The following is an 11,783-nucleotide window of genomic DNA, read 5'->3' as shown; positions in this document are numbered from 1 at the left end:
CGGGGCCCCACTTGCCCGGGCCACCCTGGATGCCGCCACCACCGAGCGCACCATGCTGCTCGCGGAGATCTACCGCAGGGGTCCGGTCTGGCGCCGATCAGTCGCCGATGTCCTCGTGCCACAGGTCGGGCCTGGCCGCGACGAAGTCGCGCATCATCGCCGTGCACGCGGCGTCGTTCAGCAACACGATCTCGACGCCGTGCTCGGCCAGCCAGTCGTGGCCGCCGTGGAAGGTCTCCGCCTCCCCGATCACCACCCGCGAGATGCCGAACTGCCGTACGAGGCCGCTGCAGTACCAGCACGGCGACAGCGTGGTCACCATCGTCGTGCCGCGGTAGGAGCGCTGCCGTCCTGCCGCCCGGAAGGCGGCCGTCTCCGCGTGCACCGACGGATCGCCGTCCTGGACGCGGCGGTTGCGGCCCTGGCCCAGCAGCGTGCCGTCCGCGCCGTACAGGGCGGCGCCCACAGGGATGCCGCCCTCCGCGAGACCGGCACGCGCCTGGGCCACGGCCGTTTCCAGCCAGGCCTCGTACCCGCCGTGCCTCATGTGTCTCCTCTCCGCTGCGGCGCCCATCGGATCCGCCGATGGGCCCATCGGCAGGATGCCCCACTGGCTCGTGGACCGCCCGCGCCCTGCGCTCGTAGCTTCACAGACATGACATCTCAGACCGCGCAGGCCACTGCGGACTCCACCAGGCGTGGCACCGTCGAACTCACTTTCGCCATGGTGCTCTCCGGAACCCTCGGCATCTTCGTCGTCGAGTCGGGCGCCTCCCCGTTCAACGTCGTCTTCTTCCGCTGCCTGTTCGGCGCGCTCGCGCTCGGCGCCTACTGCTTGGTGCGCGGATTCTTCACCGACCACAACTTCACGGCGAAGAAGCTGGCGCTCGCCGCTCTCGGCGGCGTGTTCATCGTCTTCAACTGGGTGTTCCTCTTCGAGGCGTACGAGGAGTCGTCCATCTCGCTGGCGACCGTCGTCTACCACACCCAGCCGTTCTACGTGGTGCTGCTGGGCGCGCTGCTGTTCAGGGAACGGCTGACGGCGGCGACCTTCGGCTGGCTCGGCGTCGCCTTCGCCGGTCTTGTCCTCGTCTCCGGTGTGAGCCCCTCGGACCCCGGCCCGCTGGCAGGCCTCGGGTTCGCGCTGCTGGCCGCGTTGTTCTACGCGATCTCCACCGTGATCACCAAGCGGGTCACCGGGGTGAAGCCGCATCTGGTCGCGCTGGTCCAGGTACTGGTCGGTATCCCGCTGCTGCTGCCCTTCGCGGACTTCGCCGCGGCGAGCGGCCTCGGCGCGGGCTGGGCGTGGCTGGCCGGGCTCGGACTGATCCACACCTGCCTGATGTACGTGCTGATGTACTCGGCGTACCAGAAGCTCGCCACCGCGAAGATCGCCGTGCTGGCCTTCGTCTACCCGGCCGTCGCGATGGTCGCCGACTGGGCCGTGTACGGACACCACATCGGCCTCGTCCAGGCGTTGGGCGTCCCGCTGATCGTGCTCGCCTCGCTGCGGATCAACCGCACGAAGCAGCCGCGGCAGCCGCGAACGGTGGCCCGGGGCTCCGCTACGACTCCTGCTCCCGTACCAGCCGCATCGTCTCGTCGATGAACAACCGCACATGCCGCGGCAGCCGCTTCCCCTCCCGCCACGCCACCTGCGTGCGCAGCCGGAACGGCGGCTCCCACGGCAGTGCGACGAGCGCCCCGGACGCGAGCTCCTCACGGACCGTCATCCGGGGCAGCAGCGCGACCCCGAGTCCGCCGGCGACGCCGCGCTTGGTCGCCTCGATCGTCCCGAACTCCATGAACGGCGGTGGCGTCCCCGTCCGGGCACGCAGTTCACCCTCGAACAGGTCGCGGTACGGGCAGCCCGGTTCCGTGCCCACCAGCTGGGCGTCCGCCAGGTCGGCGGTCTCCAGCTCACTCGCCCCGGCCAGCGGATGACCGGGGGCGGCCACCAGCACCAGCGGCTCCACGGCGAGTACCTCGCTCTCCAGGCCCGCGTGCTCCGTCTCCCGCTCCATCAGGAAGCCGATGTCGTAGACGCCCTGGCGCAGCGCCTGCCGGGTCTCGTCGCCGAGCGTGGGACGCAGCGACAGCCTCACCTTCGGATACCGGTGGTGGAACAGCTCGAGCAGCTCCGGCAGCCGGTAGGAGGTGAGCGATTCCATGGTGCCGATGTTGATCGTTCCCGCCGGTTCCTCGGCTCCCGCGACCGCGGTGCGCGCCTCGTCGGAGAGCTCGATGATCCTGCGGGCGTACGGCAGCAGCCGCTCGCCCGCCTCCGTCAGCCGGATACGGCTGCCGAGGCGGTCGAACAGCTCGGTTCCCAGCGAGCTCTCCAACGAACGGATCTGGCTGGTGACGCTGGACTGCGCGTACTTCAACTCGGCCGCCGCCTGCGTGAAGCTGAGGACGGACGCGACTTTCTCGAAGGTGACCAGGAGCCGGATCTCCACGTCAGGACTTCGGCCTGTCGGGGTCGTCGCCGTCCACGGGGCCGTTGTCCGGCCCCGCGCCCGGCTCCTTGTCCCGGTTCTCGTCACGCAGCGACTTGAGGAAGTCGGGGTTGTCGTCGGGCGCGACCCAGCCGCCGCGGGCGGGCGAGGCGTTCAGCGCCTGCCGGTCCTTGCCCGCGATCAGCCAGGAGATCGAGCCCACCAAGGGGAAGAGCAGCACGAGGATCGCCCACAGCGGCTTGGGGATGTACTTGATGTGCTTCTCGTTCGTGGAGAGGCAGTCGATGAAGGCGTACACGCTGAGCGCCAGCGGCACCAGAAACATCAGCAACCGTGGCATGGCCGACCCCCTGCGGGAAGAACTCGGGGCCGCGCTGGGCGGGCCCCCGTGACAGCCCCAGCCTAGTGCGTACCGGATACTGGACCCCATGGCTTACGACGATCTCCGCTCGCTGCTGCGGGCGCTGGAGCGCGAGGGCGACCTCAAGCGCATCAAGGCCGAAGTCGACCCGTATCTCGAGGTCGGGGAAATCGTCGACCGGGTGAACAAGGCCGGCGGTCCGGCGCTGCTCTTCGAGAACGTGCGCGGTTCCGCGATGCCGCTCGCGATGAACGTCTTCGGTACCGACCGCAGGCTGCTCAAGTCGCTGGGCCTCAAGTCCTACGCGGAGATCAGCGACAAGATCGGCGGGCTGCTCAAGCCGGAGCTGCCGCACGGTTTCGTCGGTGTGCGCGAGGCGTTCGGCAAGCTCGGCTCGATGGTTCACGTACCGCCGAAGAAGGTGAAGGACGCGCCGGTGCAGGAGGTCGTCCTCACCGGCGACGACGTCGATCTGGACACCCTGCCCGCGCTGTTCACCTGGCCCGAGGACGGCGGCTCGTTCTTCAACCTGGGGCTCACGCACACCAAGGACCCCGAGTCGGGCGTGCGCAACCTCGGTCTCTACCGGCTGCAGCGCCACGACAAGCGCACCATCGGCATGCACTGGCAGATCCACAAGGACAGCCGCAACCACTACCAGGTGGCCGCCAGGCGCGGTGAGCGGCTGCCGGTCGCGATCGCCTTCGGCTGCCCGCCGGCCGTGACGTACGCCTCGACCGCGCCGCTGCCCGGCGACATCGACGAGTACCTGTTCGCGGGCTTCGTCGCCGGCAAGCGGATCGAGATGGTGGACTGCAAGACCGTCCCACTGCAGGTCCCGGCCAACGCCGAGGTCGTGCTGGAGGGCTGGCTGGAGCCGGGGGAGATGCTGCCGGAGGGCCCCTTCGGCGACCACACCGGCTTCTACACGCCGCAGGAGCCGTTCCCGGCGCTGACCATCGACTGCGTCACGATGCGCAAGCGGCCGCTGCTGCAGTCGATCGTGGTGGGCCGGCCGCCGACCGAGGACGGTCCGCTGGGGCGGGCGACGGAGAGGTTCTTCCTCCCGCTGCTCAAGATCATCGTCCCGGACATCGTGGACTACCACCTGCCGGAGTCGGGCGGTTTCCATAACTGCGCGATCGTCTCGATCGACAAGAAGTACCCGAAGCACGCGCAGAAGGTGATGCACGCCATCTGGGGTGCGCACATGATGTCGCTGACCAAGCTGATCGTGGTCGTCGATGCCGACTGCGACGTCCACGACCTGCACGAGGTCTCGTGGCGGGCACTGGGCAACACCGACTACGCGCGCGACCTCACCGTCGTCGAAGGACCGGTCGACCACCTCGACCACGCCTCCTACCAGCAGTTCTGGGGCGGCAAGGCGGGTATCGACGCGACGCGGAAACTCCCCGAGGAGGGGTACACCCGGGACGGCGGCTGGCCGAACATGGTCGAGTCGGACCCGGACACGGCGGCGCTGGTGGACCGCCGCTGGAAGGAGTACGGCCTGTGAGCCCCATCGCCGTGGGCGGCCCGGCCCTCTTCATCGGCGCCGACACCGACTACGTCGCCCTCGTGCGCCCCCGGCTAGACCCGGCCGACCCGGGCGTCCGGCTGGCCGCCGAGCAGGCGGGCGTCGCGCCCGAGGAGTTCGCGGGTCCCGGCGACACCTGGACGGTCCTCTTCGAGAACGACGGCGAAGGCGACGGTTTCGAGCTGCCCGGTGTGCGCGACGTGGAGCCCGCCGGCTTCGCGGAACGGCTGCGCGCCGAGCTCGCCGCCGCGTCCGGGCCGTTCACGGTCGACGGCGGCGCCGTGCTGCGACTGGACGCCCGCCCGGCCGGCGCGAACGCGTACGCCTTCACGGCGCACGTCACCCCGCCCGAGGACGAGGGGACGCCGTCGTCGGTGGAGACGGGTCCGCTGCCCGTCGCCGGGCTGCTGGCCGACCTCGACGCGTTCCTCGGGAGCCTCGCATGATGACGACCGCCGACGGGGTCGTCGGTTCGGGCCCCGCCCCGCAGCCGACGGGGAAGGTGAAGGCCTTCCTGCGACTGGTGATGATCGAGCACTCGGTCTTCGCGCTGCCCTTCGCCTACATCGCCGCGCTCACCGCGATGTTCCAGCTGGACGGGACCGTCCACTGGGGCGAGCTGTTGCTCGTCACCGTCGCGATGGTGGGGCTGCGGACCTTCGCGATGGCCTGCAACAGGATCATCGACCGCGAGATCGACGCACGTAACCCGCGCACGGCGGGGCGGGAGCTGGTCACCGGCGCGGTGTCCGTGCGCTCCGCGTGGACGGGGGCGCTCGTGGCGCTCGCCGTCTTCCTCGGCGCGGCCGCGCTCCTCAATCCGCTGTGTCTGGCGCTGGCGCCGGTCGCGGTGGTGCCGATGGTGGTCTATCCGTACGGCAAGCGGTTCACCGACTTCCCGCATGCCATCCTCGGCCTCGCCCAGGCCATGGGCCCGGTCGGCGCGTGGATCGCGGTCACCGGGGCGTGGTCGTGGGACGCGGTGATCCTGGGGCTCGCGGTCGGCGTGTGGATCGGCGGCTTCGACCTGATCTTCGCGTGCCAGGACGTCCAGGCCGACCGGGCCCACGGCGTCATGTCGGTCCCGGCCCGCTTCGGCATCCCGGCGGCGCTCCACGGCGCTCGGGCGTCGCATGTCGTGACGACGGGTCTGCTGGTCTGGTACGCGCTGGCGACGGACGCGGGGGTGCTGTTCTGGGTCGGGCTCGTGATCGTGGCGGCGGCGTTCCTCTACGAGCACACGATCGTGCGCCCGCACGATCTGTCCCGGCTGAACAGGGCGTTCTTCACGACGAACGGCTTCATCGGGATCTCGCTCTTCGTCTGCGCGCTGGCCGACCTCGTCGTGCGGGGCCTGACCGTCTAACCGAGGGCCTGCCGGCCCGGGCCCGGGCCGGCAGCGGTGCGGCGGCGGAAGACGAAGGCGGCCGCGATGCCCGCCAGCAGCCCGAAGAGATGGCCCTGCCAGCTCACTCCGGTGTTGGCCGGGGAGATGCCCACCAGGATCGAGCTGCCCCAGACCGCGCCGACGAGCAGGCCCACGCCCACGTCCAGCAGCCTGCGGTCGACGAAGCCGCGCGCGACGAGATAGCCGAAGAGGCCGAAGACGAGGCCGGAGGCGCCCGCCGTGTTGACGTCCGACGGAGAGACCAGCCAGACACCGAGACCGTCCACCAGGATGATCATCAGTGACACGGCGAGGAACCTGCGGACGCCGCCCAGTGCGGCGAGGAAACCGAAGACAAGCAGCGGGACGCTGTTGGCCGCGACATGGGCGAAGCCGAAGTGTGTGAAGGCCGAGGGGACGACGTCGGCGAGCTCGGCCGGGTCCCGTGCCACGATGCCGTACGCGTCGAGGGCATGGGCTGTCGCCACGTCGACGGCTTCGAGGGCCCACAGCAGGGCGACCCAGCACACGGCGATCTTGGCCGCGGCTTTCGCCCGGTCGGATGTCGTCCACTCTGCGCCGGCCGTGTACGCCATCGCGGCCCCCCTGGGTATCTGTGCGCCTCCCCCCGGAAACGTCCGGGGCACCTTACCCAGTTCCGCGTCCACACCGCCGGATAGGCTCAACGGTGTGGAGCAGCAAGAAGTGAACAGTCGTCGGCCCTGGGTCGTGGGGGTGTCCGGCGCTTCCGGTACGCCGTACGCGGCCGCCGTACTGCGCGGACTGCTGGCCGCCGGCGAGAGCGTGGACCTGGTGGTCAGCAGGGCCTCGCGGCTGACGCTGCTCGACGAGACGGGCATCGCCTTCAGGGACGCGCACTGGCAGGACGATCTGCGGCAGTGGCTGTCCCGGGGAGCCGACGGGAAGCCGGACAGCTTCGATGTCGATGTGAGGGACGTGCGGCACTGGGCGGCCGGCGATCTCGCCGCCGGGCCGTCGTCGGGGTCGTACCCGGTCAAGGGCATGGTGATCGTGCCGGCGTCCACCGCCTGTGTGGCGGGGGTGGCGCTCGGGCTTTCGAAGGACCTGCTGCAGCGCGCGGCGAGCGTGACGCTCAAGGAGCGGCGCGCTCTGGTGGTCGCGGTACGGGAGACGCCCTTGAACGGGCAGACGCTGAAGCACCTGGTGACGCTGGACGAGGCGGGCGCCGTGGTGCTGCCCGCCTCTCCGGCGTTCTACGCGGGGGCGACGCACATCCAGGATCTGGTGGACTTCGTCGCGGGGCGGGTGCTCGATGCGGCAGGGGTGCCGCATCGGCTGTACCGCCGCTGGGAGGGGGAGCTGGGTGGTGGCTCCGGAGGCGATTAGCGCTTCTTGCCGGTGCGCGGCGCGCGGGTCCGGTCGACCTTGCGGGCGGCAGAAGGCTGGTGGGCACGCGAGCGGTTGGCCAGCTCCTGCAGCTGTCGCATGTGGGCGTAGGCCATCTCGATCGTGTACACGGTGAGTGTCAACTCCTGTATGGATCGTGATCCTGTGGGATCAGCTGTGATCGTTTGAATAATCGCAGGGTGTCGTCCCTGCGTGCCTTAGATTCTACACGTAAACTTGCGGTATCGCTGAATAATGGAAGGCTTGAGTCTATGGACGCCGTGGATAGGCAGCTCATCCAGGCCCTGCGCGAGAACGGCAGGGCTTCATATGCCGAGCTCGGCCGGCTCGTGGGGCTCTCCGGCCCCTCCGTGACGGACCGCATCAACCGTCTCGAGGCGGCCGGCGTCATCACCGGCTACCGCGCCACCGTCGACGCCGCCTCCCTGGGGCTCGGCGTCACCGCCCTGATCGGCATCTCCCTGTCCGACGCCGCCGACCACGAGGACGTGGCGCGCAGGCTCAAGGACCTGGCGGAGATCGAGGACTGCTGGTTCATCGCGGGCGACGACTCGTACATGCTCAAGGTGCGTGCGAGCGACGTGGACGGCCTGGAGAAGACGATCCGCAGGCTCTCGGGGACGCGCGGCGTGTCCCGTACCCGCACCACCATCGTGCTCTCCACGAAGTGGGAGAACCGGGTCGGCGACCTGCCGGAAGAAGCCTAGGGATACCGTTGGCGGAGCCCGATTGGTAGACGTATGGGAGGCGGCCCCAGTGGACGCAGGACTCAAGCGGGAGCTCGAGCAGAAGGTCCGGGCCGGTGAGCGGCTGACCCGTGAGGACGGCATCGCCCTCTACGAGTCGGACGACCTGGCATGGCTCGGCGGCCTCGCACACGAGGTGCGTACCCGCAAGAACGGCGACGTCGTCCACTTCAACGTCAACCGTCACCTCAACATGACGAACGTGTGCACCGCGTCGTGCGCCTACTGCTCGTTCCAGCGCAAGCCGGGCGAGAAGGACGCGTACACCATGCGCATCGAGGAGGCCGTCCGTCTCGCCAAGGCGATGGAGGGCGAGAACCTCACCGAGCTGCACATCGTCAACGGGCTCCACCCCAACCTCCCCTGGCGCTACTACCCGCGCTCCCTCTCGGAGCTCAAGAAGGCGCTGCCCAATGTCTCGCTGAAGGCCTTCACCGCCACGGAGATCCACCACTTCGAGACGATCTCCGGGATGTCGGCGTCCGACATCCTCGACGAGCTGATCGAGGCCGGCCTGGAGTCGCTGACCGGCGGCGGTGCGGAGATCTTCGACTGGGAGGTCCGGCAGCACATCGTCGACCACCGCACGCACTGGGAGGACTGGTCGCGCATCCACCGCCTCGCGCACGAGAAGGGCCTCAAGACCCCGTCCACGATGCTGTACGGGCACATCGAGGAGCCGAGGCACCGTGTCGACCACGTGCTGCGGCTGCGTGAACTGCAGGACGAGACCGGTGGCTTCCAGGTCTTCATCCCGCTGCGCTACCAGCACGACTTCGTGGACATGCAGGACGGCAAGGTCCGCAACAAGCTCCAGGCACGCACCACGATGGCGACCGGCGCGGAGGCGCTCAAGACGTTCGCCGTTTCGCGGCTGCTGTTCGACAACGTTCCGCACGTCAAGGTCTTCTGGGTGATGCACGGCGTGCAGACCGCCCAGCTCGCCCTCCAGCACGGCGCGGACGACATGGACGGCTCGGTCGTCGAGTACAAGATCACGCACGACGCGGACAACTACGGCACGCCGAACAAGCTGACCCGCGACGACCTTCTCGACCTGATCCGCGACGCCGGCTTCCGCCCCGTGGAGCGCAATACCCGCTACGAGATCATCCGCGAGTACCCGGGCCCCGACGCCGACCGCCGCGAGTCGCCGCAGCCCATGCGCGTCTGAGTGCCGGGGGCCCGCCCCCGTCCGAACTGCGAAACCCCGGCGCGAGCCGGGGTTTTCGTTTTCTAACCTGTCGCCATGGCCCTCACCTTCGAACTCGACCCACCCGGCGGCAACGACCTGCGCGACGGCGTCATCGCCCTCTGGGCGGACGTCAGCAACGCGGGCGGGGCCGTCGGCTTCGTCCCGCCCGTGACCGCGGAGGAGATCCGGCCACAGTGGCGCAAGCACCTCACGGCCATCGCGGAGGGCCGGATGCGGCTGCTCGTCGGGCGGGACGAGGACGGCGAGATCGCGGCCACGGCGTTCCTCGCGCACAACACGCACCGGCTGATGACGCACTGGGTCTGGCTCTACACGGTGATGGTCCACCCCAGGCACCAGGGCAGGGGCTACGGACGCGACCTCATGGCCGCCGCGGCCGAGGCGGCCCGCGGCCTCGACGGCATCGAGGCGATACGGCTCACCTGCCGCGGCGGCACCGGTGCCGACCGCTTCTACGCCGCCTGCGGCTACAAGGAGGTCGGCCGGGTGCCCGGCGCGATCAGGGTCGCGGAGGGCGACGACCGCGACGACATCATCATGCTGCTGCCCCTCGGCTGACCGGTTTGCGCGGCATGCTTCACTGGACGGGCACCTAAGCCGCATGAAGGAAGAAGGCCCGCCGTGTCCGCTGCAAGGACGAGTGCCGTGATCCGGTACACCGCACTGCGACTGACGATCTTCGTCGGCTGCTTCGTCGCCGTCCTCGGACTGGTGCAGGTCGGCATCCTGCCCAAGGGTCTCGGCGACTCCAACTTCGTGTGGGTCGTCCTGCTCGCCCTCGTGGTGTCCGCGCCGCTCAGCTTCGTCCTGCTGCGCAAGCAGCGCGACGCGATGTCCGAGCAGATCGCGCCCAAGGTGGACCGGGTCAAGGCCCGCCTGGACGCCAACCGCACCCAGGAGGACGGCGCCACCCGGTAGCACCGCTCGGCGGCGCTGCTCGGTAGCGCCGCTCCGGACCGGGACCGGGCAGGGGAGAACGGGAGCCCAAAGGGGAGCTTTGAGGTTCCATAAGTTGAAGTGTTAACGTGTCTGCGTGACGACAGCAGTGCGCCCCTCCGACGCCGCGAGCATTCCGCTCGTGGCGCGCCTGCATGTCGATCTGTGCCGCTGTATGTCCGCGGTCTGTTGCCGGTAGTCGTCCGCGCAGCCCGGCATCACACTGCGGCACCGCGCCTTCGCGCGCCCGGGCGCCGCACCCCCGTCCCCTGTTCTTCCCCACACGCCATCACTGGAGTGCGTCCGTGTCCGCGAACACCGCGTCCGCCCCTGCCGCCGGCCCCCAGCCCGGCTCCGGCTCCCGAATACCCAAGGTTCCCTTCTGGGCCCAGATCGTCGCCGGTCTGGTCCTCGGTGTCCTGCTCGGCTGGCTCGCCCGCAGCCAGGACATCGGCTGGCTGAAGGACACCCTGGACCAGGTCGGTTCGATCTTCGTCCAGCTGCTGAAGCTGGCCGTCGCGCCGCTCGTCTTCTTCGCGATCCTGGTGTCGATCACCAATCTGCGGAAAGTCAACAACGCCGCCCGGCTGGCCACGCGAACACTGCTCTGGTTCATGATCACCTCGCTGATCGCGGTCGCGATCGGCCTGGCCCTCGGCCTGCTCACCAACCCCGGCGCGGGGACGGGACTGACGCCCCAGGACGGCGAGAAGCCGGAGAACTCCGGAACCTGGATCGACTTCCTCACCGGCATCGTCCCGACGGACATCATCACGCCGTTCACCGAGCTGGAAGTGCTCCAGATCGTCTTCATGGCCGCCGTCGCCGGTGTCGCCGCCCTGAAGCTCGGTGACCGCGCCAAGCCGATTCTCGCCCTCAGCGAGTCGGTGCTCGAACTGCTCCAGAAGGCCCTGTGGTGGGTCATCCGCCTCGCGCCCATCGGCACCGTCGGCCTCATCGGCTTCGCCATCGCCGACTACGGCTGGGAACTGATCGGCAAGTACGCCACGTTCACCGCCGACGTCTACATCGGCTGCGCCCTGGTGCTGTTCGGCGTCTACCCGCTGCTGCTGGCGACCGTCGCCAAGGTCAACCCGATCCAGTTCTTCAAGGGCGCCTGGCCCGCCATCCAGCTGGCGTTCGTCTCCCGCTCCTCGGTCGGCACCATGCCGGTCACCCAGAAGGTCACCGAACGCCTCGGCGTGCCGAAGGACTACACGAGCTTCGCGGTCCCGTTCGGCGCCACCACCAAGATGGACGGCTGCGCCGCGATCTACCCGGCACTCGCCGCGATCTTCATCGCGCAGATCTTCGACGTCCAGCTCGGCATCCAGGACTACCTGCTCATCGCGTTCGTCTCCGTCGTCGGCTCGGCCGCGACGGCCGGCCTGACCGGCGCCACCGTCATGCTGACGCTGACCCTCTCCACGCTGGGCCTCCCGCTGGAGGGCGTGGGTCTGCTGATGGCGATCGACCCGATCCTGGACATGATCCGCACCGCAACGAACGTCGCGGGCCAGGCGCTGGTTCCGGTCATCGTCGCGGCACGTGAGCAGATCCTCGACCGCGACGCGTACAACGCCGCCACCTCGTCGCCGCTCGACAGCGCCGACGCCGACCCGGCCGCCGACTCCGCGCCCGCCGGCCCGGAGCCGAAGGACGCCCAGCAACTCGCCCTCATCCGCAGGATGGCCGAAGACCTCAACTTCCCGGTCGAGATCGTGGGCGTGCCCACGGTGCGGGAGGAGG

The 11,783-nt window shown here is 69.5% G+C and carries 15 protein-coding genes; 10 read left to right on the top strand and 5 right to left on the bottom strand.

Annotated features, from left to right (window positions below):
* Positions 1-97 precede the first annotated feature (97 nt).
* Complete coding sequence (locus ABZ070_RS30810; protein ID WP_356638616.1) at positions 98-547, bottom strand: nucleoside deaminase; 450 nt, start codon at positions 545-547, stop codon at positions 98-100.
* Positions 548-655: 108 nt separating this feature from the next.
* Between ABZ070_RS30810 and ABZ070_RS30805 the strand changes: the two genes are divergently transcribed.
* Positions 656-1,609: a DMT family transporter gene (locus ABZ070_RS30805; protein WP_356638615.1), complete on the top strand. Its 954-nt coding sequence runs from the start codon at positions 656-658 to the stop codon at positions 1,607-1,609.
* On the opposite strand, the gene ABZ070_RS30800 is transcribed toward ABZ070_RS30805, so the two are convergent.
* Both ABZ070_RS30800 and ABZ070_RS30795 read right to left on the bottom strand, forming a co-directional pair.
* Positions 1,566-2,459 (bottom strand): LysR family transcriptional regulator, encoded by an 894-nt coding sequence (locus ABZ070_RS30800; RefSeq protein ID WP_356638614.1) that lies wholly within the window; start codon positions 2,457-2,459, stop codon positions 1,566-1,568. The genes ABZ070_RS30805 and ABZ070_RS30800 overlap by 44 nt on opposite strands.
* 1 nt (position 2,460) lies before the next feature.
* A complete protein-coding gene (locus ABZ070_RS30795) occupies positions 2,461-2,799 on the bottom strand; it encodes a PLD nuclease N-terminal domain-containing protein (protein ID WP_356638613.1) in 339 nt (112 codons plus the stop codon).
* A gap of 88 nt (positions 2,800-2,887) precedes the next feature.
* On the opposite strand from ABZ070_RS30795, the gene ABZ070_RS30790 reads away from it, so the two are divergent.
* Genes ABZ070_RS30790 through mqnP form a run of 3 tightly spaced genes read left to right on the top strand, consistent with a single transcriptional unit; the run spans position 2,888 to position 5,726 of the window.
* On the top strand, positions 2,888-4,339 hold the full coding sequence (locus ABZ070_RS30790; RefSeq protein WP_356638612.1) for a menaquinone biosynthesis decarboxylase: 1,452 nt from the start codon (positions 2,888-2,890) through the stop codon (positions 4,337-4,339).
* Positions 4,336-4,806 (top strand): hypothetical protein, encoded by a 471-nt coding sequence (locus ABZ070_RS30785; RefSeq protein ID WP_356638611.1) that lies wholly within the window; start codon positions 4,336-4,338, stop codon positions 4,804-4,806. Before ABZ070_RS30790 ends, ABZ070_RS30785 begins: the two co-directional genes overlap by 4 nt.
* Entirely contained in the window at positions 4,806-5,726 is a 921-nt protein-coding gene (mqnP, locus tag ABZ070_RS30780) for a menaquinone biosynthesis prenyltransferase MqnP (protein ID WP_356638617.1), read from the top strand. Before ABZ070_RS30785 ends, mqnP begins: the two co-directional genes overlap by 1 nt.
* Here mqnP and ABZ070_RS30775 read toward each other — a convergent pair.
* Positions 5,723-6,343: a rhomboid family intramembrane serine protease gene (locus tag ABZ070_RS30775; protein WP_356638610.1), complete on the bottom strand. Its 621-nt coding sequence runs from the start codon at positions 6,341-6,343 to the stop codon at positions 5,723-5,725. The genes mqnP and ABZ070_RS30775 overlap by 4 nt on opposite strands.
* 94 nt (positions 6,344-6,437) lie before the next feature.
* Between ABZ070_RS30775 and ABZ070_RS30770 the strand changes: the two genes are divergently transcribed.
* On the top strand, positions 6,438-7,115 hold the full coding sequence (locus ABZ070_RS30770; RefSeq protein WP_356638609.1) for a UbiX family flavin prenyltransferase: 678 nt from the start codon (positions 6,438-6,440) through the stop codon (positions 7,113-7,115).
* On the opposite strand, the gene ABZ070_RS30765 is transcribed toward ABZ070_RS30770, so the two are convergent.
* Positions 7,112-7,258 (bottom strand): hypothetical protein, encoded by a 147-nt coding sequence (locus ABZ070_RS30765; protein ID WP_356638608.1) that lies wholly within the window; start codon positions 7,256-7,258, stop codon positions 7,112-7,114. The two genes, ABZ070_RS30770 and ABZ070_RS30765, sit on opposite strands and share 4 nt — an antisense overlap.
* Positions 7,259-7,387: 129 nt before the next feature.
* On the opposite strand from ABZ070_RS30765, the gene ABZ070_RS30760 reads away from it, so the two are divergent.
* From ABZ070_RS30760 to ABZ070_RS30740, 5 genes are all read left to right on the top strand, one after another.
* Positions 7,388-7,843, top strand: coding sequence for an Lrp/AsnC family transcriptional regulator (locus tag ABZ070_RS30760; RefSeq protein ID WP_356638607.1), 456 nt, complete (start codon positions 7,388-7,390; stop codon positions 7,841-7,843).
* 49 nt (positions 7,844-7,892) lie between these two features.
* The gene (mqnE, locus tag ABZ070_RS30755) at positions 7,893-9,056 is read left to right on the top strand and encodes an aminofutalosine synthase MqnE (protein WP_356638606.1); all 1,164 of its coding nucleotides are present in this window, start codon (positions 7,893-7,895) and stop codon (positions 9,054-9,056) included.
* A 75-nt stretch (positions 9,057-9,131) separates the two neighbouring features.
* Entirely contained in the window at positions 9,132-9,656 is a 525-nt protein-coding gene (locus ABZ070_RS30750; RefSeq protein ID WP_356638605.1) for a GNAT family N-acetyltransferase, read from the top strand.
* A gap of 63 nt (positions 9,657-9,719) precedes the next feature.
* Positions 9,720-10,016, top strand: a complete 297-nt coding sequence (locus ABZ070_RS30745) for a DUF4229 domain-containing protein (RefSeq protein ID WP_356638604.1) — start codon at positions 9,720-9,722, stop codon at positions 10,014-10,016.
* 323 nt (positions 10,017-10,339) lie between these two features.
* Positions 10,340-11,783, top strand: a 1,444-nt coding sequence (locus ABZ070_RS30740) for a pantoate--beta-alanine ligase (protein WP_356638603.1), incomplete at its 3' end; no start/stop codon positions are given.

Source organism: Streptomyces sp. NPDC006283 (assembly GCF_040613325.1).
In the GTDB taxonomy this organism is placed as follows: Bacteria; Actinomycetota; Actinomycetes; order Streptomycetales; family Streptomycetaceae; genus Streptomyces.
The sequence above is the reverse complement of the archived record's forward strand: the minus strand, read 5'-3'. Positions and strand labels throughout refer to the sequence as shown.